Below are 25,253 nucleotides of genomic sequence, written 5' to 3'. Positions count from 1 at the left end.
GCACCGCTGCTCGACCCACCCGCGCCCAGCGGACCACGGATCGTCACCGACACCCGCGAGGTCTACCTCGCCTCGCTCGAGGTCCTGGCAGCCGGGAACGGCCCGTTCGCGCTCGACGCCGAGCGTGCTTCCGGGTACCGCTACTCCCAGCGTGCCTACCTCATCCAGGTCTACCGCCGCGGCGCGGGTGTGTTCCTGTACGACCCGCCGGCGATCGGCTCCATGGCCGAACTCGGCGAGCTGATCCAGGGTGAGCGGTCGATCCTCCATGCCGCGAGTCAGGACCTCGCCTGTCTCCGCGAGGTGGGCGTCGATCCGAGTGAACTCTTCGACACCGAACTCGGTGCGCGGCTGCTCGGCCTGCCGCGGGTCGGGCTCGGCGCCGTGGTCGAGGAGCTGCTGGGGATCCACCTGGCCAAGGAGCACTCCGCGGCCGACTGGTCGACCCGTCCACTGCCTGCCGCCTGGCTCGAATACGCGGCGCTCGACGTCGAACTCCTCGTGGATGCCGCGGAGGAACTGGCGGCCCGCATCGAGGAGGCAGGCAAGAGCGACATCGCCCGTCAAGAGTTCGAGGCGACCCTCGCGCGCGAGGCCAAAGCGCCCCGGGCTGAACCGTGGCGTCGGCTCTCCGGACTCCACGCCGTCCGCGGGCAGCGGAACCTCGCGGTCGCCCGAGAGCTGTGGCTCGCTCGTGACGCCCTCGCACAGCGCCGCGACACCGCGCCGGGTCGACTCATCCCCGATGCGTCGATCACCGCCGCCGCGAAGGCGAACCCGGCGTCGAAGCGCGACCTCGCGGCACTCTCCGACTTCCGAGGTCGTGCGAGCCGCACGGAGCTCGACCTCTGGTGGAATGCGATCCACACGGGCCAGACCACCGAGGACCTGCCCGGCGCCCGCCCGAGCAGCGACACGCTCCCTCCCCCGCGCAGCTGGTCCGACAAGAACCCGGAGGCGCACGCCAGGTACACCGCGGCCCGGACGCGGATCCTCGCGACGGCGGAGTTCCTGACGATGCCCGTCGAGAATCTGCTCACCCCCGAGACGCTGCGCCGCCTGGCGTGGTCGCCGCCCGAGCCGCTCTCCGTCGAAGCGGTCGCCGCAGCCCTCGCGGAGCACGAGGCTCGGCCCTGGCAGATCGATGCGACGGCACGCGCGATCACCGACGCCTTTGTGGAGTCGGCCCAATCGCTCGAGGAGCCTGCCCCGGACGCTTCGTAGGAAGCGTTGCACCCGGGTGTCGGCACGCGTCCGCCGCCTAGGATCGGGGCGTACCCGAGAATGAGGAGGCAACGTGGCCGAACAAGCCGACGTCGTATTCGTTGATGGAGTCCGGACGCCGTTCGGACGAGCCGGCGAGAAGGGCATGTACTGGAACACCAGGGCCGACGATCTGATCGTCAAGGCGATCATCGGATTGCTCGAACGCCACCCTGGTCTGCCACTCGACCGGATCGACGAGGTGGCCATCGCCGCCACGACCCAGCAGGGTGACCAGGGGCTCACGCTCGGCCGCACCGCGGCACTGCTCGCGGGCCTGCCGAAGTCCGTCCCCGGCTTCGCGATCGACCGCATGTGCGCGGGGGCGATGACCTCGGTCACCACCCTGGGCAGCGGCATCGCGTTCGGTGCCTACGACCTCGTCCTCGCCGGCGGTGTCGAGCACATGGGCCGCCACCCGATGGGGCTCGACGCCGACCCGAACCCCCGCTTCCTCGCCGAGCGACTCGTGAGCGAGGACGCGCTGAACATGGGCAAGACGGCGGAACGCATCCACGACCGGTTCCCGCACCTGACGAAGGAACGCTCCGACCGCTTCGGCATGCGGAGTCAGCAGAAGGTCGCGGCGGCCTACGAGGCGGGACGCCTCCAGCCGGACCTCATCCCGGTCGCCCTCCGGAGCGACAGCGGTTGGGGACTCGCCACGAGCGACGAAGGTCTGCGGCCCGAGACCACCATGGAGGGTCTCGCCGGACTGAAGACGCCGTTCCGGCCGCACGGCCGCGTCACGGCCGGCAACGCCTCGCCGTTGACCGACGGAGCGACCGTGAGCATGCTCGCGAGCGCCGAGACGGCCAAGGAGCTGGGCCTGACGTCGAAGATGCGGCTCGTCAGCTTCGCCTTCGCCGGTGTCGAACCGGAGATCATGGGCATCGGCCCCGTTCCGTCCACCGAGAAGGCCCTGCGCAAGGCGGGTCTCTCCATCGACGACATCGGCCTGTTCGAACTGAACGAGGCCTTCGCCGTCCAGGTGCTCTCCTTCCTCGACCACTTCGGCATCGACGACGAAGACCCGCGGGTGAACCCGTGGGGCGGCGCGATCGCCGTCGGACACCCGCTCGCGGCATCCGGCGTCCGGCTCATGATCCAGCTCGCCGCCCAGTTCGCCGAGCACCCCGAGGTGCGGTACGGACTCACCGCCATGTGCGTCGGGCTCGGCCAGGGTGGCACCGTGATCTGGGAGAACCCGCACTTCACCGGCAAGAAGGGACGCAAGTAGATGACCGACTACACGACCATCGACTTCTCGGAACTCGTCGCGATCAGCGGCGACGACGAGGTCGTCACCCGCTCGTACGTCAAGGACGTCACGATGGCGAGCGGGCGCACGATCGCGCTCATCACCCTCGACAACGGACGCGACCACACCCGGCCGAACACCCTCGGCCCGGTGACCCTGCTCGAACTCGACGGCGTCATCGAGGCGCAGCGGACGCGTGCCGACGCCGGCGAGATCGACGGCGTCGCCATCACGGGCAAGCCGTTCATCCTCGCGGCGGGCGCCGACCTGAGCAAGGTCGGCGACATCCCGTCCCGTGCGGTGGCCACGAAGCTCGCCCAGCTCGGCCACCACGTGTTCGGCAAGCTGGAGGACCTCGGCGTCCCGACGTTCGTCTTCATCAACGGGCTCGCGCTCGGAGGAGGCCTCGAGATCGGCCTCAATGCGAACTACCGCACCGTCGACGCCTCTGCCCCCGCGATCGCCCTCCCCGAGGTGTTCCTCGGGCTCATCCCCGGGTGGGGTGGCGCCTACCTGCTCCCGAACCTCATCGGGATCGAGAACGCGCTCAACGTCGTGATCTCCAACCCGTTGAAGAACAACCGGATGCTCAAAGCGCAGGACGCCCTCGCCTACGGGATCGCCGACGTCATGTTCCCCGCCGCCACCTTCCTCGAGGACTCCTTGCGCTGGGCCGACGGCGTGCTTGGCGGGACGGTCACCGTGCACCGCAAGAACGTCCCCGGCAAGGTCGAGCGCACGATCAAGTGGCCACTCGCCATCAGCACCGCCCGCAAGATGCTCGAGAGCAAGATCGGCACGGTCGCGAAGTCGCCCTACGTGGCCCTCGACCTGCTCGAGGCCGCCCGCAGCGGCACGAAGGCGCAGGGCTTCGAGCGCGAGGACCGGGCGCTGTCCGAGCTCATCGTCGGCGACCAGTTCCAGGCGAGCATGTACGCGTTCGACCTCGTGCAGAAGCGCGCCAAGCGGCCCGCGGGTGCACCGGACAAGCAGCTCGCGCGCCGGGTCACGAAGGTCGGCATCGTCGGTGCCGGGCTCATGGCCAGTCAGTTCGCATTGCTCTTCCTCCGACGTCTGCAGGTCCCGGTCGTCATCACCGACCTCGACCAGGGGCACGTGGACGCCGGTGTCGCGCGGATCCACGGCGAGATCGACACCCTCCGCGAGAAGGGTCGCATCTCCCCCGACGAGTCGAACCGCTTGAAGGCGCTCCTGTCCGGCACCACGGACAAGGCCGACTTCGCGGACTGCGACTGGGTCATCGAGGCCGTCTTCGAAGAGGTCGGGGTCAAGCAGAGCGTGTTCGCCGAGGTCGAGCAGTACGTCTCGGAGCAGACCGTCCTCGCGACGAACACCTCGTCACTCTCCGTCGAGGAGATCGGCGCCAAGCTCGCGCACCCCGAGCGCCTCGTCGGCTTCCACTTCTTCAACCCGGTGGCCGTCATGCCGCTGCTGGAGGTGGTGCGGACACCGCAGACCGACGACGAGACGCTCGCGACGGCCTTCGCCACGGCGGCGAAGCTGAAGAAGAGTGCGATCCTCACCGCCGACGCACCCGGCTTCATCGTCAACCGGCTCCTCGCGAAGGTCATGGGCGAGGCGGCTCACGCGCTCGACGCCGGTACCCCGGTGCTGACCGTCGAACGCGCCTTCGCGCCCATCGGCCTCCCCATGACGCCGTTCCAGCTCATCGACCTCGTCGGGTGGAAGGTCGCCGCCCACGTCCAGGACACGATGGTCGGCAAGTTCCCGGACCGCTTCTTCGCCTCCGAGAACCTGCACCGACTGGCCGCGCTGGACTCGGTCGTCGAGAAGGACAAGGGCGGCAAGGTGACGGGCTTCACGAAGCAGGCGCAGAAGGTGCTCGTCACGGGCGATGCTCCGCTCTCGGAGGCCGAGATCCTGCGTCGGGTCGAGGACGGCCTCGCGTCGGAGATCAAGCTCATGCTGGACGAGGGCGTCGTCGCAGCGGCACAGGACATCGATCTCGGTCTCATCCTGGGGGCCGGCTGGCCGTTCCAAGACGGTGGGGCCACGCCGTACCTCGACCGTGTGGGTGCCAGTGAGCGCTCCTTCGGCGACACCTTCCACCACCCGCCCATCCGCGGCGTCCAGGCGTAGTCCGCCCGGTATCGCGAGAGCGGGGTGTCGTCCACGATCAGTGGACGACACCCCGCTCTCGTGGTGGTGGCTTGAGCGAGATTGGCGCTCAACCGCTCGGAGCTCAGCGGTTGACGGTGGTCATGTCCGGGTACCGGTCGCCGGCCGGGAGTCGGAGCGCGTCGAGTCGAGCGAGCGCGTCGGACGACAGCGTGAGTCCGTCGGCGCCGAGGTTCTCCTCGAGGTACGGGATCCGCTTCGTGCCGGGGATCGGCGAGATGTCGTCACCCTGGGCCAGCAACCAGGCGAGCGCCACCTGGGCTGGTGTCGCATCGAGGGACGCGGCGATCCGGTCGACCTCCTCGACGATCGCGATGTTCGCGGCGAGGTTGTCCCCCGTGAAGCGCGGGTTGGCCCGTCGGAAGTCGGTTTCGTCGAGCACGTCGAGCGATCGGATCGTGCCGGTGAGGAACCCTCGACCGAGCGGCGAGTACGGGACGAACCCGATGCCCAGCTCACGCACGGTCGGCAGGATCTCCGCCTCGGGGTCGCGGCTCCACAGTGAGTACTCCGTCTGCAGGGCGGTGATCGGGTGCACGGCGTGTGCACGCCGGATCGTGTCCGGGGCCGCCTCCGACAGGCCGATGTACCGGATCTTTCCCTCGGTGACGAGCTCCGAGAGCGCACCAACCGTCTCCTCGATGGGCACGCCCGGATCCACGCGGTGGAGGTAGTAGAGGTCCACGACGTCGGTCTTGAGCCGGCGCAGCGATCCCTCGATCGAGAGGCGGACGTTCGCAGCGCTGCCGTCGGCACCGGGCTCCCCGTCGCTCGAATTGCGGATCGTGCCGCACTTGGTCGCGAGCGTCACCTCGTCCCGGCGTGAGCCGAGTGCAGCTCCGAGCAGTTCCTCGTTGAGGTACGGCCCGTACATCTCAGCCGTGTCGAAGAAGGTGACGCCGAGGTCCAAGGCACGGTGGATCGTCGCGGTCGACGCTGCGTCGTCGAGGGCGGCCCCGGTGTAGAAGGCGGACATCCCCATGCAGCCGAGGCCGATCCGGGCGATGTCTGGTCCGGCAGTGCCGAGTGTGATGTGCTTCATCGTGTTGCCACCTGTTCTGTGTAGAGTTCGATCTTGCGATCGATGACCTCCAGCGACTGCTGCATCTCCTCGAGGCGGGCCAGGAACGAGATCCGATGCCGCAGCAGCAGCTCGAGTCTCGCCTCGGCGGTGTCGTCACCGCGCCCGGCCAACGCCGTGTAGTCACGCAACGTCGCGATCGACATGCCCGTCGATCGGAGCCTCGTCAGGAACACGACCCAGGACACGTCGCCGTCGGTGTAGCGGCGGTGTGTCGATGAGCTGCGGCCGATCGGACGTGGCATGAGACCCGCGCGCTCGTAGTACCGGAGTGTGTGGACGCTCAGCCCGGTGCGGTCGGCGACGTCGGAGATGGCGTAGCCCTCGTGGAGAGTGGTCATGCCCACACGATACGACTTCGAGTGCGCTCGAGGTCAAGCGCGTCGCAATCCGCGATCAGGCGCCGTGCGGCCCCGTCGTGCTCCGCTCCGACGACGCGTCGTCCTCGACGCGGTCGCCGGGCAGTGGTCGGGCGACGGGGATGCGACTCCCGAGGACCTGCGCCACCACGTCTCGGGCGATCTGTTGCGCGGTGAGGCCTGCGTCCTCGAGGATCTCCTCCCGGGAGGCGTGGTCGATGAACTCGTCCGGCACACCGAGTTCGTCGACGGCCGTGTCGACACCGGCCTCGCGGAGGGTCTGCCGGATGCGGGTGCCGATGCCTCCGACCCGGATGCCGTCCTCGATGGTGATCACGAGCCGATGTGCGGCCGAAAGCCCGACGAGGGACTCGGCGACGGGGACCACCCAGCGGGGGTCGACGACGGTCGCGCCGATGCCCTGCTGGGCGAGGCGGTCCGCCACCTCGATCGCGATGGGCGCCATCGGACCGACGGCGACGATGAGGACGTCCGGCTGCTCGGTCGTCCGGAGGACGTCGACGCCGTCGTGCAGCCGCTCGACCGCAGGGAGTTCGGCGGGGGCGCTGCCCTTCGGGAACCGGACGACCGTCGGAGCGTCGTCGATGGCGACGGCCTCGCGGAGCTCCTCCCGCAGCCGCTCACCGTCGCGCGGGGCGGCGATCCGGATGCCGGGGACGACCTGCAGGATGGCGAGGTCCCAGATGCCGTGGTGGCTGGGGCCGTCGGGACCGGTCACCCCGGCGCGGTCGAGCACGATCGTGACCCCGGCGCGGTGCAACGCGACGTCCATGAGTAGTTGGTCGAAGGCACGGTTCACGAAGGTCGCGTACACCGCCACCACCGGGTGCAGACCACCGAAGGCGAGCCCTGCGGCCGAGGTGAACGCATGCTGCTCGGCGATCCCGACGTCGTGCACCCGCGCGGGGAAGCGTTCGGCGAAGGCGTGGAGACCGACCGGTCGCAGCATGGCCGCGGTGATCGCGACCACGCGGTCGTCAGCCTCGGCCACCGCGAGCATCTCCTCGCTGAAGACCGCGGTCCAGGACGGCCGTGCCGACGCCCCGACCGGTTCCCCGGTCTCGGGGTCGATGACGCCGACCGCATGGAACTGATCGGCGTCGTCGTCTCGAGCCGGCTGGAACCCGCGGCCCTTCTCGGTGATCGCGTGGACGATGACGGGCGCGCCGTAGTGCTTCGCCTGCGTCAGTGCCTCCTCCATGGCGTGGAGGTCGTGGCCGTCGACCGGGCCGATGTACTTGATGTCGAGGTTGGAGTACAGCGCCTCGTTGTTCGTGAGGCGGGACAGGAACCCGTGGGCGCCTCCGCGGACGCCCCGGTAGATGGCACGACCGGGTGCCCCGAGCAGATTGAACGCGCGCTGGCTGCGTTCGCGCAGGTCGCGGTACGTCCGGCGGGTGCGGACGCCGCTCAGGAAGCGCGCCATGCCGCCGATCGTCGGCGCGTAGGAGCGCCCGTTGTCGTTCACGATGATGACCAGTCGGCGGGTGTTGTCGTCGCTGATGTTGTTGAGCGCCTCCCACGTCATCCCACCGGTGAGGGCACCATCGCCGACGACGGCGACGACGTGTCGTTCGTCCTGCCCGGTCATCTGGAAGGCGCGGGAGATGCCGTCCGCCCAGCTGAGGGAACTCGACGCGTGGGAACTCTCGACGATGTCGTGCTCGGACTCGGAGCGCTGCGGGTAGCCGGCGAGGCCTCCACGGGTCCGGAGACCGGAGAACTCCTGGCGGCCGGTCAGGAGTTTGTGCACGTACGACTGGTGACCGGTGTCGAACACCATCGGATCCGCCGGGGAGTCGAACACCCGGTGCATGGCGATCGTGAGTTCGACGACGCCGAGGTTCGGCCCGAGGTGCCCGCCGGTCTTGGAGACGTTGGCGATGAGGAAGGCACGGATGTCTCCGGCGAGTTCGACGAGTTCCGCCTCCGTGAGGCGGTCGAGGTCCCGTGGGCCGTTCACCTGATCGAGCACTGTCACGCTGTCGTCCCTCCACCGTGGGCCTCCCGATCGCTCGGAGCCCGTCGTTCGAGTGTACGCGTCGTGGGCGGGGTGGGCGGCGAACGCCGCAGGCCGGCCCCGACGATTGCTGTCGGGACCGGCCTGGTGGTAGAGCCTCGGCGTCAGACGAGGCTGCGGAGCACGTACTGCAGGATGCCGCCGTTGCGGTAGTAGTCTGCCTCGCCCGGGGTGTCGATGCGGACGACCGCGTCGAACTCGACGGTCTCCTTGCCGGGAGCCGAGTGCTCGCTCGGAGCAGCCGTCACGCGGACCGTCTTCGGCGTGGTGCCGTTGTTGAGCTCCTCGAGGCCGGCGATCGAGACGACCTCCGTGCCGTCGAGACCGAGGGACGACCAGCTCTCACCGGCCGGGAACTGCAGGGGCACGACACCCATGCCGATGAGGTTCGAGCGGTGGATGCGCTCGAAGCTCTCGGTGATGACCGCCTTGACGCCGAGGAGGCTCGTGCCCTTCGCCGCCCAGTCGCGGGAGGAACCGGAGCCGTACTCCTTGCCACCGAAGATGACGAGGGGCGTGCCCTGGGCCTGGTAGTTCTGCGACGCGTCGTAGATGAAGGACTGCGGTGCGTCGGCCTGCGTGAAGTCGCGGGTGTAACCGCCCTCGACGCCGTCGAGCAGCTGGTTCTTCAGGCGGATGTTCGCGAACGTGCCGCGGATCATGACCTCGTGGTTCCCGCGGCGCGAGCCGTAGGAGTTGTAGTCCTTGCGACCGACGCCGTGCTCGTCGAGGTACCGACCTGCGGGCGAGTCGGCCTTGATGTTGCCGGCCGGGCTGATGTGGTCGGTCGTGACCGAGTCGCCGAGCTTCGCCAGGACGCGGGCACCGACGATGTCGGAGACGGGAGTCGTCTCCATGGTCATGCCGTCGAAGTACGGGGGCTTCCGCACGTACGTCGACTGCTCGTCCCACTCGAAGGTCGAGCCCTCGGGGGTCTGGAGCGAACGCCAGCGCTCGTCGCCGTCGAAGACACCGCTGTATTCGTGGTCGAACATCTCCTTGTTGATGGACGAGTCGATCGTGTCCTGGACCTCGGCCGCGTCGGGCCAGATGTCCTTCAGGAAGATGTCATTGCCGTCGGCGTCGACACCCAGGGCGTCGACCTCGAAGTCGAAGTTCATCGATCCGGCGAGGGCGTAGGCGATGACGAGCGGCGGGCTCGCCAGGTAGTTCATCTTCACGTCGGGGTTGATGCGCCCCTCGAAGTTGCGGTTACCCGAGAGCACCGCGGTGACGGCGAGGTCGTTGTCCTGGACGGCGGTCGAGATCTCGTCAAGCAGTGGACCGGAGTTGCCGATGCAGGTCGTGCAGCCGTAGCCGACGGTGTAGAAGCCGAGGTCCTCGAGGTACTCGGTGAGGCCTGCCTTCGCGTAGTAGTCGGTGACGACCTTGGAACCCGGGGCGAGCGTGGTCTTCACCCACGGCTTCGCCTTCAGGCCCTTCTTGCTGGCGTTGCGGGCCAGGAGGCCTGCGGCCAGCATGACCGAGGGGTTCGAGGTGTTCGTGCACGAGGTGATCGCCGCGATGGCGACGGCCCCGTGGTCGAGGGTGAAGTCGACCCCGTTCTCCTCGAGCCTGACCGACGTCGGCTTGGACAGCGACTTCGGCGCGTGGCTGCGGTGGGTGTGGTGGTGCTGGTTGTCCTCGTCCTGCGGCGTCGTGCCGGCGGGGTCGGATGCGGGGAACGAGTCGGCGCCGACGAGGTCGACGATGTCGTGCTCGACGGAGGCGTAGTCCACCAGGTCGCGCTCGAACTGCGACTTCGCGTCGCTCAGCTCGATGCGGTCCTGCGGGCGCTTCGGGCCGGCGATCGAGGGGACGACCGTCGCCAGGTCGAGCTCGAGGTACTCGCTGAAGGCTGGCTCGACGTCGGCATCGTGCCAGAGCTTCTGGGTCTTGGCATAGGCCTCGACCAGGGCGATCTGCTCCTCGCTACGGCCGGTGAGGCGCAGGTAGTCGAGCGTGACGTCGTCGATCGGGAACATGGCGGCGGTCGAACCGAACTCGGGGCTCATGTTGCCGATGGTGGCGCGGTTGGCCAGCGGGACCTCGGCGACACCGGCGCCGTAGAACTCGACGAACTTGCCGACCACACCGTGCTTACGGAGCATCTGCGTGATCGTCAGCACCACGTCGGTCGCCGTGACACCGGTCGGGATCGAGCCGTTGAGCTTGAAGCCGACGACCTTCGGGATGAGCATGGAGACCGGCTGGCCGAGCATCGCGGCCTCGGCCTCGATGCCGCCGACGCCCCAGCCGAGCACGCCGAGGCCGTTCACCATGGTCGTGTGGGAGTCGGTGCCGACGCAGGTGTCGGGGTAGGCACGGAGGACGCCGCCGACCTCGCGGGTCATGGTGACGCGCGCCAGGTACTCGATGTTCACCTGGTGCACGATGCCGGTTCCCGGCGGAACGACCTTGAAGTCGTCGAACGCGGTCTGGCCCCAACGGAGGAACTGGTACCGCTCGCCGTTGCGCTCGTACTCGAGTTCGACGTTGCGCTCGAGGGCGTTCTCGCTGCCGAAGAGGTCGGCGATGACAGAGTGGTCGATGACCATCTCGGCCGGGGCGAGCGGGTTGATCTTGTCTGCGGAACCACCGAGGGCCTCGACGGCCTCACGCATGGTGGCGAGGTCGACGATGCACGGGACGCCGGTGAAGTCCTGCATCACGACGCGGGCCGGCGTGAACTGGATCTCGGTGTCGGGCTCGGCGGTCGGGACCCACTCGCCGATGGCGCGGATGTGCGCGTCGGTGATGTTCGCGCCGTCCTCGGTCCGCAGCAGGTTCTCGAGGAGCACCTTCAGGCTGAACGGCAGCTTCTCGTGGCCCTCCACCGTGTCGATGCGATAGATCTCGTAGTCGGTCGTCCCGACAGTCAGGGTGTCTTTCGCCCCGAAGCTGTTCACGGTGGACATAACGTCTTCTCCTTCATTGGCGGCGGCGAGTACTCACGTGCGTTGCGACCAATCTTGCTTCGGCCGGGGTCTCCGGGGCTAGCAAGGCTTGCCTAACTACAGGGTCGGAGTCGTCGTGTCATCTCTGCACCGCGCATATATCTTGATGTCGAGACAATTCTAGCACCGCGACGTCGCGATCCCGGACAGCACGAGAGCCCGGTGCCGAACGCACGACGGCGTCGGTCCGGGCTCTCGATCAGGGTCACGCGACGGCGGACGACGGGGCCTTCGGGAAGACGGCCCGCACGACGAGCCAGCTGAGGACGAGCAGTGGAGCGTACAGCGGGATCCCCATCAGGAGGCGGAGGGTTCCGAGCAGCTCGACGTTCCCGCTGAAGTACAGCGGGAGCTGGACGAGGAGACGGGCCGCGAACATCGCGACCCACACGAGCGTCAACCAGCGCATGGCGCGACGCTGTCCCGGGTGGGTGCGCCAGCTGGTGCCACTCCCCATGAGATACCCGGCGACGAGTCCGACGGCCGGCCATCCGACGAGCACGGAGACGAGCAAGGCGACGGCATACGCCCCGTTCGTCCAGAATCCGAGGACGTAGAAGTCCTCTGCGCGCCCGGAGAGCAACGCGAGGGCGGCTGAGAGTGCGATCCCGAGCAGCCCGCCGACGGCTTGGGTCACCGGCTGTCGCTGCACGAGTCTCGCGATGGCGAACAGGACACCGAGCGCGACGGGAGCCACGATCGACGGCACCAGGTCGAAGGTGAGCGTGTAGACGATGAGGAAGACGAGTCCAGGCAGGATCGCCTCGGCGATGCCCCGGACACCGCCCATGGCTGCGAGGAGCGCCTTCCCTGTCGGGGCGTCACCCTCCGCCATGGCGCCGAGGCCCGACTTGCGGGCGGCCGCACCGAAGGCGGCGCTCATCGACGAACCCGACTGCGGGCGACCGTCCTCGGGCGCCGGGTCGGCACCATCGGCCGCGGCGGGCCGCTCAGGTTCGTGCGGCCCGGTTCCTGCTGCTTCCGACATGCTCTAGGCGCTCGTGGCCGTCGGCATGCGCAGCGGGATCAGGTCGCGCGGCGGCATCGGCGAGTTGCCCCTGACGACGACGAGGCTGCGGAAGAGGTCGTCGACGAGCGCTGCGGCGTCCGGCTTCGAGGCCCCCTCGCCAGCGACCACGCCACGGAGGAACCATCGAGGACCGTCGACCCCGATGAACCGTGCGAGGTGGGTGGCTTCGGCGCCGGCGGCGCCGCCGGTCGGGACCTCCGCGACGAGTTCCGGACCGAACTCCCCTTCACGCTCGGTGACCGTCCCACCCTGCTGCGCGATCTGCTCGGCGATCTGCGCGCGGGTCTCGTTCCACAGTCCGGTGGACCGCGGGGCTGCGAAGGGCTGGACCTGCAGGGTCGAGCCGGCGTAGTCGAGCCCGACGGCGACGACACGCTTGGTCGCCTCCTCGACCTCGAGACGGAGGTTCAGGCCCTCGCGCGGCAACACCTTGACGCCGCCGAGGTCGATGTACGGACGGACCGGGTTCGCCTCGCTCTCGTCGAACGGGCCGGCGCTGTCGCGGTCCTCCGGCGCGGACTTCGCGTCGTCAGGCAGCTCGGCGTCGACGTCGAGGTCGGGAAGGTCTTCGAGTTCGCTCATGCGAGGGTTCCTGTCTGCGCTGCACCGTGGGTGCTGGTGGATGAGTCGGTGGCGGCGGGTGCGTGAGCGAGGGCGCCACGGCCGGTCGAGCCGAACCCGCCCGTCCCACGTGCGCTCCCCGGCAGGCGATCCACCGGGATGAAGTTGGCACGGGCGACCGGCATCACGATGAGCTGGGCGATCCGGTCGCCGGGTTCGATCGTGAACGCGGCGTCGCGATCCGTGTTGAGGAGGGTGACCTTGACCTCGCCCCGGTAGCCCGCGTCGACGGTGCCCGGCGCGTTGACGACCGTGATGCCGTGCTTCGCCGCGAGTCCGCTCCGGGGTACGACGAAGGCGGCGAACCCGTCGGGCAGGGCGATGGACACGCCGGTTCCGACGAGGGCACGCTCCCCCGGCTGGAGGACGACGTGTTCGGCGGAGACGAGATCGGCTCCCGCATCGCCCGGGTGTGCGTAGCCGGGCAGATCCGGCGCGATAATGAGTACGTCAACGCTTTCGGTCACGAATCGAGGGTAGTGCAGTTCTCTGAGACAAGGCAGACATGCAGCCGTACCGTGAAACCCTCTGGCCCAGTCCCTGGGTCATCATCGCCCTCGCCCTCGTGGTGCCGGCGACCATGCTCGTCCTCGCGCCGGTGTCGCTTCCGGCCGGGGTCATCGGGGCGGTGGTGCTCTACGGCGGTTGCCTCGCGCTCGCCTTCGGGTCGGCGCCGAGGATCGAGGTCTCCGGCGCGACCCTGTCGGTCGGCAAGGCGTCCATCCCGCTCGCGCAGGTCGGCGACGTCGTCGTGTACACCGGAGCGGACGCAACCGCGCAGCTGCGCACCAAGCTCGACGCCAGGGCGTGGCTGATGATCCGCGGGTTGGTCCACAGCCTCGTCAAGGTGGAGATCACCGACCCGGCCGACCCGACGCCGTACTGGTTGTTGTCGTCCCGTCGGCCGCAGCTGCTCGCCGACGCGATCGCCGCTGCACGCTCGACCGTCTGAATCCGGGCGAGCCGCACCCGCCCGGAGCGGCAACGACGGAACCCCTCCGGATCTCGATCCGGAGGGGTTCCGTCTACCGCTGATGCGGTGGTGTCGTCAGGCTGCGCACTCCGCGCAGATCGGGCCGAACTTGCCCTCGTGGTCCAGCTGCGACCGGTGCTTCACGAGGAAGCACTCCATGCAGGTGAACTCGTCCGCCTGAGGCGGGAGCACGACGACGTCGAGGTCGAGGTCGGAGAGGTCGGATCCACCCAGGTTGTAGTCACCCGGGTTGTCGGCGTCTTCGGAGTCGACGACTCCCGACAGCTTGTCTGGAACGCGCTCCTTCAGGGCCTCGATCGACTCGGAATCGTCGTCGGTCTTGCGGGGAGCGTCGTAATCAGTTGCCATGCCTATCCACTTCTCGATGCCGTCGGATACAAAATCGGCGGGCACAGTTTGCATCAGTTCCGCGTGAATAGCAAACCGTGTTCAGGAGGGGGTGCGGAACCTTCCCGTGCAACTGACGGCACGCCCGGTGTATTCCCCGGATCACCCGGTGATCCGTGAGAACGTGGGTCAATCACGTGGCGCGCTGAGAGGCATTCATCATGCAGGAATTGAAGGTAGTCGGGGCGGAGCTCGGAGCTCTGATCGTTGCTGATCGGAACGAGGAGGAGTACCGCCTCATCGTCGACGACGCATTCCACGTCCACCTCCGGCGGGCGAAACCGGCCGGGGCCCCCATCGGCGGCGCCACCAAGATCAGCCCGCGCGAAGTGCAGGCGCACATCCGCAGCGGCCTGTCCGCCGAGGACGTCGCCGCGGTCACCGGTGCGTCCCTGGAATACGTCCAGCGGTTCGAGGGCCCGGTGATGGCGGAACGCGAACACATCGTCGGCACCGCCCTCGGCGTCGCCGTCCTTCCGACGACGGACACCACCGCCGACGACATCGAGGCGACCTTCGGGAACGTCATCCGGGCCCGGCTCGAGAAGCTCGGAGCGAGTGACGAGCGCTGGACCAGTTGGAAGGAGCCGGAGGGCGGGTGGATCGTCAAGCTCTCCTTCACCGCCGATCAGGTCGACCACGACGCCCGCTGGGCGTTCGAACCGAAGAAGCTCGCGCTGACCCCCATCGGCAGCGAAGCCACCACGCTGTCCCGGCAGGGCGACCTCCCGGCCGCCTTGATCCCCCGTCTGCGCGCCGTCGACACCGACGACTCCCCCGACACCTCCCGCTTCGACAGCGGCGCGTTCTCGCTCGACCGGGTGTCCACTGAACCGCCCGCGGACTCGGTTCGGGCGGCGGAGACCCGTCCGATCGATCCACTGCCGTTCGCTGCCGACACCGGCTTCGGTCGCGCGCCCTCCTCGAAGGCGGCGACCCAGGCAGCCATCAACCGCGAGGCCTCCAGCCCCGATCAGCACAACCAGACCGCGGACCTCCTCGAGGCGCTCCGCAAGCGTCGGGGTGAGCGGGAGTCCGCGCCCAGCGAACCCGAACCCGCGGAACGGCCGAGCACGCCGCATGCCGTACCGGACCAGCAGACACCCCTGGCGGTGTTCGACACCGGTGAGTTCGAGGCTGCGCAGCAGCGACGCTCCGGCGACACCGATCCCCTCGGTGACGGCGCGGCACCCGCGGGAGCGAAAGCCCGACGCGGCCGGGCGTCGATGCCGTCCTGGGACGAGATCGTCTTCGGCGCGAAGTCCGACGACGACCCCGTCTGAGCGGCGGAGCGGTCAGGGCTCGTAGCGCCCGAGGCCGAGGAGCGGGATCCGACGTTCGTCGTCGGTGAGTGACCCGTGCTGGCCGATCATGCCGCGTGCACTCTGATCGGTCGGCCGCGAGTCGTAGTAGGCGATGCGTTTCCGGGCGGCCACGATGACGTCTCCGATGCGCGGCAGCACCTCCGGATCGACCTCGCCGTACCAGCCGTGCTCGATCGCCTCGGCTCGCGTCGCGACCCAGGACCGCGCGCCCTCCTCGGACCTCCACGACGCCGCCAGCCGCTCGTGATCCGCGGCGTCCGCGTCGGCGTCGAGATAGAGGTGCAGGCATCGCGGCTCGCCGCCGACGTGCCGCACGCCGTCCACGAGCGCCGGCACCTGATCGAAGAGGACGTGCTGGTGTGCCTGGACGTCGATGATTCCATGGTCGGCGGTGACGAGGGCGCCGACGGTGTTCGGCAGCCGGGCCGACCACCGTCTCAGGTCACCGTCGAGCTCCTCGAGCAGCGCCGTCCAGCGGCCGGACTCCCACCCGTACTCGTGCGCCGCCTGGTCGAGTTCAGGGACGTACACGTAGCTCAGGGTCCGTCCGGTGCTCCCGGCGACGACGTCGAGCGCCGCGTCGAGACGATCGGACATGGAGCGTCCCGCCCGGTAGTCCGCGCCACGGAGGACCGCTCGGGTGAAGCCCGAACCGCGGTACCGCTCCTGGCCGATGGCGGTGGTGGTGACGCCCTCGGCGCGTGCCCGTTCGAACACGGTGGGTAGGCGCTGCCAGGTCTCGGGGACCATGCCCGGGTCCCAGCCGCTCAGCTGGTTGACGACCCGGTCTCCGGCGACGTCCCTGGCTCGATAGCTGACGAGTCCGTGACGGCCGGGAAGCGCCCCGGTGGTCAGCGTCGCGATCCCGGCCGCGGTCGTGGACGGGAACGCCGAGGTCGTCGTGGACCGAGGGCCGAGACGGGGGGCGAGGAAGCGGGCGTGGGCGGCTGCTCCGCGAAGGTTCGCAGCGCCGAGGCCGTCGACGAGGACGACGACGGCATGGTCGGCCGACGGCAGTGATCCACCGCTCGAGGTCAGGGATGCGAGGCAATCCGGAAGGACATCGGCAAGGCTGCGCGAGTCAGGATCGACCGTCGGTAGCATGGAGGTCATCGGGCTCAGTCTCGCACACCGCATGGTCGAGCGAGCCCCGCCATCACCGCCGAGCATCGGCTCGGTGTCCCTCAGCAGAGACACGGAATGACCCGCCAACAGCAGACCCCGCCGACGGAGCCCAGTGGCGAGCGCATCGAGGACATCGATGTCTCGTCGGAGATGCAGACCTCCTTCCTGGAATACGCCTATTCGGTCATCTACGCCCGCGCCCTCCCCGATGCACGCGACGGGCTGAAGCCGGTCCAGCGGCGCATCCTCTATCAGATGACCGAGATGGGTCTCCGCCCGGATCGCGGCCATGTGAAGTCGGCTCGAGTCGTCGGCGAGGTGATGGGCAAGCTACACCCGCACGGCGACACGGCGATCTACGACGCGCTCGTCCGCCTCGCGCAGTCGTTCACCCTGCGTGTGCCCTTGATCGACGGCCACGGCAACTTCGGCTCGCTCGACGACGGGCCGGCGGCCCCGCGTTACACGGAGGCACGGCTCGCCGCCGCCGCCCTCGCGCTCACCGCCGACCTCGACGAGGACGTCGTCGACTTCGTCCCGAACTACGACAACCAGTTCATGCAGCCGGAGGTGCTGCCTGCGGCGTTCCCCAACCTGCTCGTGAACGGCGCCAGCGGCATCGCCGTCGGTATGGCGACGAATATGGCGCCGCACAACCTCGTCGAGGTCATCGGCGCCGCCCGGCACCTCATCGCGCACCCGCAGGCCACCCTCGAGGACCTCATGGAGTTCGTCCCCGGGCCGGACCTGCCGTCCGGCGGGACGATCGTGGGGCTCGACGGCATCAAGGACGCCTACGCGACGGGCCGTGGTTCCTTCAAGACGCGCGCCAAGGTGTCCGTTGAACCGGTGACCGCCCGGAAGACCGGCCTCGTCATCACGGAACTGCCGTACCTGGTCGGGCCCGAGAAGATCATCGAGAAGATCAAGGACGGCGTCACCTCCAAGAAGCTCAACGGCATCTCGGACGTCACCGACCTCACCGACCGGATGCACGGACTCCGGCTCGTGATCGGGATCAAGACCGGCTTTTCCCCCGAAGCCGTCCTCGAGCAGCTCTACCGGTACACCCCCCTCGAGGATTCGTTCAGCATCAACAACGTGGCCCTCGTGGACGGCGGCCCGCAGACGCTCGGTCTCCGCGAGCTGCTCCAGGTGTACGTCGACCACCGCATCAGCGTGGTCACCCGCCGGAGCCGGTTCCGGCTGGCTAGGCGGAAGGAACGCCTGCACCTCGTCGAGGGCCTCCTCATCGCGATCCTCGACATCGACGAGGTCATCCAGGTCATCCGGGCGAGCGACGACTCGGAGCAGGCCCGCGCGAGACTGATCGAGGTCTTCGACCTGTCCCAGCTGCAGGCCGAGTACATCCTCGAGCTCCGGCTTCGACGGCTCACGAAGTTCTCCCGGATCGAACTCGAGGCGGAGCGCGACAAACTGCTCGCGGAGATCGCGGAACTCGAGCGCCTGCTCGGAAGCCAGCGACTGATCCGGGCTGCGGTCTCGGCGGAACTCGCCGCCGCCGCCGAGCAGTTCGGCACCCCACGCCGGACGATGTTGACGAACGCCAAGCCGAGCGTCGCGACGACCGGGCGAGGCAAGAGCGCCCCGATCCTCGAGCTCGCCGACACCCCGTGCCGCGTCTACCTCAGCGCGACGGGACGGGCGCTCCGCGTCGACCTCGACCCGGATGCTCAGGCGCCCCGGCCAGGACGTCGGAGCAAGCACGATGCGATCCTGAGCGTCGTCGAGACCACCAGCCGTACCGAGCTCGGCGCCGTCACGAGCACGGGACGGCTCATCCGGTTCACGCCGCTCGACCTCCCCGCGGTGCCGGCGGCGTCGATCCAGCTCGCGGCCGGCGTCCGGATCGGTGAGTACCTCTCCCTGCCCGACCGCGATGAGCGGGTGCTCGCCATCGTCTCCCTGTCCAGCGAGCAGCCGATCGTGCTCGGCACCGAGACCGGCGTCGTCAAACGCGTCATCCCCGGCGATCTGCCCGCGAAGCCCGACGTCGAGGTCATCACGCTGAAGCCGCGCGATCGTGTCATCGGTGCGGCGCAGGTCGGCGACGATGCGGAACTCGTGTTCGTCGCCTCCGACGCGCAGCTCCTCCGCTTCGCCGCGTCGTCCGTCCGGCCGCAGGGCCGTGCCGCGGGTGGCATGGCCGGCATCAACCTCGCCGCCGGTGCGAAGGTCATCTCCTTCACCGCTGTCCTCCCGGACGACGAGGTGGTCGTCGTCACCGTCGCGACGAACTCACTCACGCTCGCCGGAACGGACACCGGCAGTGCGAAGGTGTCCGAGTTCTCGGAGTTCCCCGCCAAGGGTCGGGCGACGGGCGGGGTCCGGTCTCAACGCTTCCTGAAGGGTGAGGACCAGCTGGCCGTCGCCTGGGTCGGTGCCGCTCCGGCACACGCCGTCGGCACGGACGGGACGCCTCGGACGCTTCCGGAGGTCGGGGCCAAGCGCGACGCGTCCGGCACGCCGCTCGACGCTCCCATCGGGTTCATCGGCAACGCGATCGCACCGCCGGTCGCCCCGCCGGCTACGGACGACACGACCGCCGACGGCGAACCCGCCTGAGTCCCGTCCTGCACCGACGAGGCCCGGTCTGAGCATCCGCTCGCACCGGGCCTCGACCGTTCCCCGGGCCAGCGCCTCATTGCCGGACGGTGCCGAGCCCGGGCGCTGCCGAGCCCGGGTGGGGGTCAGACGTCGATGCTTTCGCGGGACAGTCGGTCGGAGCTGTCCACGATGAACTCCTTCCTCGGGGCCACGTCGTTGCCCATGAGGAGTTCGAAGATGCGCCCGGCCGACTCGGCGTCCTCCACGCGCACGCGGCGGAGCGTGCGGTGGCGTCGATCCATGGTCGTCGTCGCCAACTGGTCGGCGTCCATCTCACCGAGTCCCTTGTATCGCTGGATCGGTTCCTGGTGCTTCTTGCCGGTGCGCTTGAGGTCGCCGAGCACGGCGTGCAGCTCGGCCTCGGAGTAGGTGTAGATCGTCTCGTTCGGCTTCGAACCGGGGTTGATGACGATGACCCGGTGGAGCGGGGGCACCGCAGCGAAGACGCGGCCGGCCTCGATGAGCGGCCGCATGTAGCGGAAGAAGAGCGTGAGGAGGAGGGTGCGGATGTGCGCACCGTCGACGTCCGCGTCGCTCATCAGGATGATCTTCCCGTACCGGGCGGCGTCGAGGTCGAAGGATCGACCCGACCCGGCTCCGATGACCTGGATGATCGACGCGCACTCGGTGTTCGAGAGCATGTCGGAGACGGAGGCCTTCTGCACGTTCAGGATCTTGCCGCGGATCGGGAGGAGCGCCTGGTACGAGCTGTCGCGCGCCAGCTTCGCCGTCCCGAGTGCGGAGTCACCCTCGACGATGAACAGCTCGCTCGATTCGAGGTTGCCCGAGCGGCAGTCGACCAGCTTGGCCGGCAGTGACGAGTTCTCGAGCGCGTTCTTCCGCCGCTGCGTCTCCTTGTGGGTCCGCGCCGAGATCCGGGACTTCATCTCGGACACGATCTTCTCGAGCACGAGCGCCGTCTGCGCCTTGTCGTCGCGTTTCGTCGACGCGAACCGCTCCTTCAGCTCCTTGGCGACCACGTTCGCCACGATGGCCCGCACCGCGGGCGTCCCCAGGATCTCCTTCGTCTGGCCCTCGAACTGCGGCTCGGCGAGCCGGACCGTCAGCACGGCGGTCAGGCCGGCGAGGACGTCGTCCTTCTCGAGCTTGTCCGAGCCGACCTTCAGCCGACGGGCGTTCTGCTCCACCTGGGTTCGGAGGAACTTCAACAGCCCCTGGTCGAAGCCCAGCTGGTGCGTGCCGCCCTTCGGTGTGGCGATGATGTTGACGAAGCTCCGCATGACCGTCTCGTACCCGGTGCCCCACCGCAGGGCGATGTCGACCTCGGCCTCGCGCTCCACCTCGGTCGCGACCATGGTGCCCGACGGCGACAGGACCGGCACCGTCTCGGTGAACGTGCCGCTTCCGGTGAGGCGCCAGGTGTCGGTGAGGGCGGTGTCGCCCGCCAGGTAGTCGACGAACTCGGAGATGCCGCCCTCGTAGCGGTACATGGCTTCGGTCGGTTCCTCGACGGTCTCGTCGCGGATGTGGATGCCGAGCCCCTTGATGAGGAAGGCCGTCTGGCGGGCTCGGCCCAACAGCTCCTCAGCCTGGAACTGCGCACCCTTCGTGAAGATCTGGCGGTCGGCCCAGTAGCGGATCCGCGTGCCCGTCACGCCACGCTTGGTCTTTCCGATGACCCGGAGTTCGCTCTGCTTCTCGAAGGGGGTGAACGGCGCGTCCGGCGTGGGCTCACCGGTGTCGGCGAAGATGCCGGGCTCGCCACGGTGGAAGGACATCGCGTAGGTCTTGCCACCGCGGTCCACCTCGACGTCGAGCCGTTCCGAGAGCGCATTGACGACGGAGGCTCCGACGCCGTGCAGCCCACCCGACGCGGCGTAGGACCCGCCGCCGAACTTGCCGCCGGCGTGCAGCTTCGTGAACACGACCTCGACGCCCGACAGGCCGGTCTTCGGCTCGATGTCGACCGGGATGCCTCGCGCGTGGTCTCGGACCTCGACGCTCTGGTCGGCGTGCAGGATGATCTCGATCTCATCACCGTGCCCGCCGAGTGCCTCGTCGACCGAGTTGTCGATGATCTCCCAGAGGCAGTGCATGAGGCCCCGCGAGTCCGTCGATCCGATGTACATGCCGGGTCGCTTGCGCACCGCCTCGAGGCCTTCGAGGACGGAGAGATGCCGGGCGGAGTAGTCGCTGCTCACCTCTCAAGAGTAGTCTCCGCGTCCGACACGCCGATGGTGACACTCGGCGACGATCCCGCCATCCTGCATTCCGGCCGGCCACCCATCCGGCTGACGGTCTGGTCCGAATGATCTACGCGCAGAGCGAAACGAACGCGCAAAGGCACACCGTTGCGGCGAACGCGTGCTTTCATGAGTACTACGAGTTTCGTAGCCGCCCGAGTCAGGAGGAGCACATGTCACAGACTGCTACCGAGAGCACGCCGAGTGACCTCGACGCCCAGCAACTGACTGCCGCCGATCGTTGCGATCTGTGCGGAGCACAGGCCTACATCCGCGTGCAGATGAACAGCGGTGAGCTGCTGTTCTGCGCGCACCACGGCAAGAAGTACCAGGAGAAGCTGACGCAGGTCGCGACCGACTGGCACGACGAGTCCGCGCGGCTCTTCACCGAGCAGCGCGCGTAGCCTCCCCAGTCATGACGAAGGGCCCCGGATCCGAGATCCGGGGCCCTTCGTCATGGGTTCAACCGATGGACGTGACGACCTGTGCCCGTGTCTGTGCGGCGATCTCGTCCAGGGCGCGCAGTTCCGCCGAATCGTCGAGCATCGACGTCCCACCGGCGACGACGATGGCCTGACGGAGCAGACGGTCGGCCAGTTCGGGGTTCTTCGCCAGCACCGGTCCGTGCAGATGGGTGCCGATGAACGGACCGACCATCGCCCCCTCGGTGCCGTCTCCGTTGCCGCGGCCGTGGCGCACGGCACCGACAGCCTTGACGCCCGTACCGCCGCGGAAGTCCCTCGCGTGGTTCTCGTAGCCCACGAGGACGGGCGACTCCAGTTCGAGGTCGCCGGCCGGTACGACGAGCAAGTCGTCGCTGGCCCGGGCGCCGCGGAGCGGGGCGTCCCCCTCGATGATCGCGAGTCCGTCCACCCAGCTGCCTGGCGCCAGTTCGAGACGACGGGTGAGGAGCTTCCATCCGTTCGCCACCGCGAGGATCGGCACACCCGCCTCCACCCACGCGATGAAGGCGTCGTGGAACGGCCGGAGCGCTTCGAGGACAGCCGGGGCGGACGGGTCGTCGCAGGAACCGAGCACGACGGCGTGGACCGCCTCGGGCAGGTCCGCCACCGACTCGACCGGGACCAGCTCGACGGTGAGTCCTCGAGCGCGACCACGGCGAGCGAGGACCGAGCCGTTCTCGGCGTCGCCGTTGACGTTGCAGCTCGACGGCAGCAGGACGGCGATGATGATCGTCGGCTCGGTCGTCATGCGTCGTCCTGATCGTTCGAGGCGAGCCCGAGGTGCGCGCGCGTGCGACGCATCGAGTCGGCGGTGAAGATGACGGTCTTTCGGCCGACACCAGGGGCGGGGAGTGCCAGGAACGCGTCCAGGGCCGCACCGAGATCCGGCTCGATGCGATCGATCTCGACGCCGTCGTACCCGAGCTGGAGCGCCGCCTCCCAAGCCTTCGAACCGGAGACGACGGCGACACGACCCAGACGGGCCGTGTCGACCGGCCACAGGTAGGACGGGTCGCGGACGTCGCTGCCGACGGCCACCAGGATCTGTTCCGTGTCCGGGGCGAGACTGTCGATGTTGAGTTGGAAACTCGCCGGGTTCTGGACGAGCACGAACTCCACCTCGACGCCACGCACGGTGGTCACTTCGCCACGGCCGAACACCGGAGTCAGGGCCTCGAACGAGGCTGCCGCCGTCGCGAGCCGGAACTCCGGCCCGAGGATGGCCGCAGCACCGGAGATGGCCGCGGCCGCGTCGACCGCGTAGTGCACGCCGCGAGCAGGAAGACGGAACCGCGCGGACTCGCCTCGGTGCGCGATGACCACCTCGTCGCCGACCAGCGACTGCACCACTGTGCCGGCGTCCGCATCGACACGATCCGGAGCGGTCGAGCTGTAGCCGAGGCCACGCGGGCTGGCTTCCAGGACCGAGGCCGACACGCCGTACCGCCACCGGGTCGCGGCGCTCCCAGAGGCGACCGCGTCGACCAGCGCGTCGTCGCCGTTCAGGACCAGCGAACCGGTCGATCGTCCGGCGATCGCATCGAGCATGCGGGACACCATGGCGGCATCGTGGAAGCGGTCGATCTGATCGACCGACACGTTCGTCAGGATGACGTGCGCCGGGCGGAGTCGCGGGGCGATCAGAGCCCCATGGCCCTCGTCCATCTCGAGCACGCCCAGATCCGCGTCGATCCGACCTCGGAGGTCGGCCCGTTCGAGGAGTGCCGAGGTGAGGCCCTGGGAGATGTTCGCCGTGGACGGGTTCGTGAACACGGAGACCTGATGCGCGCGCAGGATGCCCACGAGCATCTTGGTCGTGGTCGACTTCCCGCTTGAGCCACTCACGATCACGAGGCCACGCGGGAAGCTGTTCAGCGTGTCTGGCAGGAACCCGGGAGCGACGCGGTTGACCACGAGGCCGGGAACGGCCGATCCCCCGCCCGGCTTACGCAGCCTGGCGAGGAATCGGACGGCTCGGCCCGCGAGGATGGCGGGGGCGTAGCGCATGCTCCTACTCGAGGTAGTCGCGGAGCGACTGGGATCGGCTCGGGTGACGCAGCTTCGCCATGGTCTTCGACTCGATCTGTCGGATCCGCTCGCGCGTGACGCCGAACGTGTCGCCGATCTGGTCCAGCGTCTTCGGCATGCCGTCTCCGAGGCCGAAGCGCATCCGGATGACACCGGCTTCGCGCTCGGACAGCGAATCGAGGAGCGACTCCAGCTGCTTCTGCAGCATGGTGAAGCTCACCGCGTCGGCCGGGACGACCGCCTCGGTGTCCTCGATCAGGTCGCCGAACTCGCTGTCGCCGTCCTCGCCCAGTGGGGTGTGCAGTGAGATGGGCTCGCGGCCGTACTTCTGGACCTCGATGACCTTCTCAGGTGTCATGTCGAGCTCGCGGCTCAGTTCCTCAGGCGTGGGTTCGCGACCGAGGTCCTGGAGCATCTGGCGCTGCACGCGGGCGAGCTTGTTGATGACCTCGACCATGTGCACGGGGATGCGGATGGTCCGTGCCTGGTCGGCCATGGCACGTGTGATGGCCTGGCGGATCCACCAGGTCGCGTACGTGGAGAACTTGAAGCCCTTCGTGTAGTCGAACTTCTCGACCGCACGGATGAGCCCGAGGTTGCCCTCCTGGATGAGGTCGAGGAACTGCATGCCTCGTCCGGTGTAGCGCTTGGCGAGGCTCACGACGAGTCGCAGGTTGGCGCCGAGCAGGTGGCTCTTCGCCCGGGCTCCGTCCTTCGCGACCCACTGGAGTTCCCGGCCGACGCGCGAACGCTTCTCGAGGTCGGACAGCTGGGAGAGCTTGTCCTCCGCGAAGAGTCCGGCCTCGATGCGCATGGCGAGTTCGACCTCTTCCGCTGCATTGAGGAGGGCGACCTTACCGATCTGCTTGAGGTAGTCCTTCACCGGGTCGGCGGTCGCGCCGGTGATCGCCGCGGAGTAGACGGGGATCTCGTCGTCGTCGCTGTTGGAGAGCACGAGTGCGTCGGTGGGGAGCGTGATCTCGGGGACGGACTTGTCGTCCTCCTCCTCGACCGTCTCCGTCGCCTCGCCGGCGGGTGCGTCGACCACGGCGTCGTCTGCGACGACCTCGACGACGACGTCCTCGTCGTCTGAAGCCTCATCGGGCTCCGAGCCCGCCTTCGGGGCGGCCTTGGCACGCGTGGCCTTCGCCTTGGGAGCGGCTTTCGTGCGCGGCGTGGCGGCCTTGGTGGTCCGAGCCTTCGCTGCGGGAGCCTCCGTGGCCTCGTCTGCCGGCGCTGCTTCGTCTGCGCGAGCGGTCTTGGTGGCCATAGCTGCACCTTCCTGTTCGGACCCGGCTTCGAGAGTCAACGCCGGATCGTCCGTG

General features: G+C 68.8%; 20 protein-coding genes. 7 read left to right on the top strand and 13 right to left on the bottom strand.

Going from position 1 to position 25,253, the window contains the following annotated elements; translation table 11 throughout:
- Positions 1-6: 6 nt before the first annotated feature.
- The 3 genes from ITJ57_RS10615 to ITJ57_RS10605 all read left to right on the top strand — a co-directional run bounded on the left by ITJ57_RS10615 (position 7) and on the right by ITJ57_RS10605 (position 4,645).
- Positions 7-1,224: an HRDC domain-containing protein gene (locus ITJ57_RS10615; RefSeq protein WP_228507113.1), complete on the top strand. Its 1,218-nt coding sequence runs from the start codon at positions 7-9 to the stop codon at positions 1,222-1,224.
- A gap of 73 nt (positions 1,225-1,297) precedes the next feature.
- Positions 1,298-2,503: a thiolase family protein gene (locus tag ITJ57_RS10610; protein ID WP_194669977.1), complete on the top strand. Its 1,206-nt coding sequence runs from the start codon at positions 1,298-1,300 to the stop codon at positions 2,501-2,503.
- Complete coding sequence (locus tag ITJ57_RS10605) at positions 2,504-4,645, top strand: 3-hydroxyacyl-CoA dehydrogenase NAD-binding domain-containing protein (protein WP_194669976.1); 2,142 nt, start codon at positions 2,504-2,506, stop codon at positions 4,643-4,645.
- A 103-nt stretch (positions 4,646-4,748) separates the two neighbouring features.
- Here the strand turns inward: ITJ57_RS10605 and ITJ57_RS10600 are convergent, their stop codons facing one another.
- The 7 genes from ITJ57_RS10600 to dut all read right to left on the bottom strand — a co-directional run bounded on the left by ITJ57_RS10600 (position 4,749) and on the right by dut (position 13,240).
- Positions 4,749-5,726, bottom strand: coding sequence for an aldo/keto reductase (locus ITJ57_RS10600; protein WP_194669975.1), 978 nt, complete (start codon positions 5,724-5,726; stop codon positions 4,749-4,751).
- Complete coding sequence (locus ITJ57_RS10595) at positions 5,723-6,106, bottom strand: MerR family transcriptional regulator (RefSeq protein WP_194669974.1); 384 nt, start codon at positions 6,104-6,106, stop codon at positions 5,723-5,725. The genes ITJ57_RS10600 and ITJ57_RS10595 overlap by 4 nt, the downstream gene beginning before the upstream one ends.
- 55 nt (positions 6,107-6,161) lie before the next feature.
- Positions 6,162-8,126: a 1-deoxy-D-xylulose-5-phosphate synthase gene (gene dxs / locus ITJ57_RS10590; protein WP_194669973.1), complete on the bottom strand. Its 1,965-nt coding sequence runs from the start codon at positions 8,124-8,126 to the stop codon at positions 6,162-6,164.
- Between the two features lie 143 nt (positions 8,127-8,269).
- Complete coding sequence (acnA, locus tag ITJ57_RS10585) at positions 8,270-11,083, bottom strand: aconitate hydratase AcnA (RefSeq protein ID WP_194669972.1); 2,814 nt, start codon at positions 11,081-11,083, stop codon at positions 8,270-8,272.
- 244 nt (positions 11,084-11,327) lie between these two features.
- Positions 11,328-12,110 carry a DUF3159 domain-containing protein gene (locus ITJ57_RS10580; protein ID WP_194669971.1) on the bottom strand — a complete coding sequence of 261 codons (783 nt, stop codon included), beginning with the start codon at positions 12,108-12,110 and terminating at the stop codon, positions 11,328-11,330.
- A 3-nt stretch (positions 12,111-12,113) separates the two neighbouring features.
- Entirely contained in the window at positions 12,114-12,734 is a 621-nt protein-coding gene (locus tag ITJ57_RS10575; RefSeq protein ID WP_056005926.1) for a DUF3710 domain-containing protein, read from the bottom strand.
- Positions 12,731-13,240: a dUTP diphosphatase gene (gene dut / locus ITJ57_RS10570; protein WP_194669970.1), complete on the bottom strand. Its 510-nt coding sequence runs from the start codon at positions 13,238-13,240 to the stop codon at positions 12,731-12,733. Before dut ends, ITJ57_RS10575 begins: the two co-directional genes overlap by 4 nt.
- Positions 13,241-13,278: 38 nt before the next feature.
- On the opposite strand from dut, the gene ITJ57_RS10565 reads away from it, so the two are divergent.
- Positions 13,279-13,725, top strand: a complete 447-nt coding sequence (locus ITJ57_RS10565) for a DUF3093 domain-containing protein (RefSeq protein ID WP_194669969.1) — start codon at positions 13,279-13,281, stop codon at positions 13,723-13,725.
- Positions 13,726-13,821: 96 nt separating this feature from the next.
- Here the strand turns inward: ITJ57_RS10565 and ITJ57_RS10560 are convergent, their stop codons facing one another.
- Positions 13,822-14,115 carry a DUF4193 domain-containing protein gene (locus tag ITJ57_RS10560; protein WP_056005937.1) on the bottom strand — a complete coding sequence of 98 codons (294 nt, stop codon included), beginning with the start codon at positions 14,113-14,115 and terminating at the stop codon, positions 13,822-13,824.
- A gap of 200 nt (positions 14,116-14,315) precedes the next feature.
- Here ITJ57_RS10560 and sepH point away from each other — a divergent pair, with 200 nt between their 5' ends.
- Entirely contained in the window at positions 14,316-15,437 is a 1,122-nt protein-coding gene (sepH, locus tag ITJ57_RS10555; RefSeq protein WP_194669968.1) for a septation protein SepH, read from the top strand.
- A gap of 12 nt (positions 15,438-15,449) precedes the next feature.
- On the opposite strand, the gene ITJ57_RS10550 is transcribed toward sepH, so the two are convergent.
- Entirely contained in the window at positions 15,450-16,592 is a 1,143-nt protein-coding gene (locus ITJ57_RS10550; protein WP_228506581.1) for an alkaline phosphatase family protein, read from the bottom strand.
- A gap of 87 nt (positions 16,593-16,679) precedes the next feature.
- Here ITJ57_RS10550 and ITJ57_RS10545 point away from each other — a divergent pair, with 87 nt between their 5' ends.
- Positions 16,680-19,190 carry a DNA topoisomerase (ATP-hydrolyzing) subunit A gene (locus tag ITJ57_RS10545; protein ID WP_194669967.1) on the top strand — a complete coding sequence of 837 codons (2,511 nt, stop codon included), beginning with the start codon at positions 16,680-16,682 and terminating at the stop codon, positions 19,188-19,190.
- Positions 19,191-19,315: 125 nt separating this feature from the next.
- Here the strand turns inward: ITJ57_RS10545 and ITJ57_RS10540 are convergent, their stop codons facing one another.
- Complete coding sequence (locus ITJ57_RS10540) at positions 19,316-21,394, bottom strand: DNA topoisomerase IV subunit B (protein ID WP_194669966.1); 2,079 nt, start codon at positions 21,392-21,394, stop codon at positions 19,316-19,318.
- 215 nt (positions 21,395-21,609) lie between these two features.
- Between ITJ57_RS10540 and ITJ57_RS10535 the strand changes: the two genes are divergently transcribed.
- A complete protein-coding gene (locus tag ITJ57_RS10535) occupies positions 21,610-21,840 on the top strand; it encodes a hypothetical protein (protein WP_056011197.1) in 231 nt (76 codons plus the stop codon).
- 58 nt (positions 21,841-21,898) lie between these two features.
- Here ITJ57_RS10535 and ITJ57_RS10530 read toward each other — a convergent pair whose 3' ends face one another.
- From ITJ57_RS10530 to ITJ57_RS10520, 3 genes are read right to left on the bottom strand one after another with little or no spacing between them, the layout of a single operon-like run.
- Positions 21,899-22,648 carry a hypothetical protein gene (locus tag ITJ57_RS10530; protein WP_194669965.1) on the bottom strand — a complete coding sequence of 250 codons (750 nt, stop codon included), beginning with the start codon at positions 22,646-22,648 and terminating at the stop codon, positions 21,899-21,901.
- Positions 22,645-23,907: a MurT ligase domain-containing protein gene (locus ITJ57_RS10525; RefSeq protein ID WP_194669964.1), complete on the bottom strand. Its 1,263-nt coding sequence runs from the start codon at positions 23,905-23,907 to the stop codon at positions 22,645-22,647. Before ITJ57_RS10525 ends, ITJ57_RS10530 begins: the two co-directional genes overlap by 4 nt.
- A 4-nt stretch (positions 23,908-23,911) precedes the next feature.
- On the bottom strand, positions 23,912-25,198 hold the full coding sequence (locus ITJ57_RS10520) for an RNA polymerase sigma factor (protein ID WP_194669963.1): 1,287 nt from the start codon (positions 25,196-25,198) through the stop codon (positions 23,912-23,914).
- Positions 25,199-25,253: the final 55 nt, after the last annotated feature.

The sequence above is a fragment of the Plantibacter sp. VKM Ac-2880 genome, from assembly GCF_015351235.1.
In the GTDB taxonomy this organism is placed as follows: Bacteria; Actinomycetota; Actinomycetes; order Actinomycetales; family Microbacteriaceae; genus Plantibacter.
Note: the sequence above shows the minus strand (reverse complement) of the source record. Positions and strands in the feature narration are given on the sequence as shown.

Coding starts and splice junctions, on each gene's coding strand:
- ITJ57_RS10605 (WP_194669976.1), top strand. CDS start 2,504: ATGACCGACTACACGACCATCGACTTCTCGGAACTCGTCGCGATCAGC.
- ITJ57_RS10600 (WP_194669975.1), bottom strand. CDS start 5,726: ATGAAGCACATCACACTCGGCACTGCCGGACCAGACATCGCCCGGATC.
- ITJ57_RS10595 (WP_194669974.1), bottom strand. CDS start 6,106: ATGACCACTCTCCACGAGGGCTACGCCATCTCCGACGTCGCCGACCGC.
- acnA (WP_194669972.1), bottom strand. CDS start 11,083: ATGTCCACCGTGAACAGCTTCGGGGCGAAAGACACCCTGACTGTCGGG.
- ITJ57_RS10580 (WP_194669971.1), bottom strand. CDS start 12,110: ATGTCGGAAGCAGCAGGAACCGGGCCGCACGAACCTGAGCGGCCCGCC.
- ITJ57_RS10575 (WP_056005926.1), bottom strand. CDS start 12,734: ATGAGCGAACTCGAAGACCTTCCCGACCTCGACGTCGACGCCGAGCTG.
- ITJ57_RS10565 (WP_194669969.1), top strand. CDS start 13,279: ATGCAGCCGTACCGTGAAACCCTCTGGCCCAGTCCCTGGGTCATCATC.
- ITJ57_RS10560 (WP_056005937.1), bottom strand. CDS start 14,115: ATGGCAACTGATTACGACGCTCCCCGCAAGACCGACGACGATTCCGAG.
- sepH (WP_194669968.1), top strand. CDS start 14,316: ATGCAGGAATTGAAGGTAGTCGGGGCGGAGCTCGGAGCTCTGATCGTT.
- ITJ57_RS10550 (WP_228506581.1), bottom strand. CDS start 16,592: ATGACCTCCATGCTACCGACGGTCGATCCTGACTCGCGCAGCCTTGCC.
- ITJ57_RS10545 (WP_194669967.1), top strand. CDS start 16,680: ATGACCCGCCAACAGCAGACCCCGCCGACGGAGCCCAGTGGCGAGCGC.
- ITJ57_RS10535 (WP_056011197.1), top strand. CDS start 21,610: ATGTCACAGACTGCTACCGAGAGCACGCCGAGTGACCTCGACGCCCAG.
- ITJ57_RS10530 (WP_194669965.1), bottom strand. CDS start 22,648: ATGACGACCGAGCCGACGATCATCATCGCCGTCCTGCTGCCGTCGAGC.
- ITJ57_RS10525 (WP_194669964.1), bottom strand. CDS start 23,907: ATGCGCTACGCCCCCGCCATCCTCGCGGGCCGAGCCGTCCGATTCCTC.
- ITJ57_RS10520 (WP_194669963.1), bottom strand. CDS start 25,198: ATGGCCACCAAGACCGCTCGCGCAGACGAAGCAGCGCCGGCAGACGAG.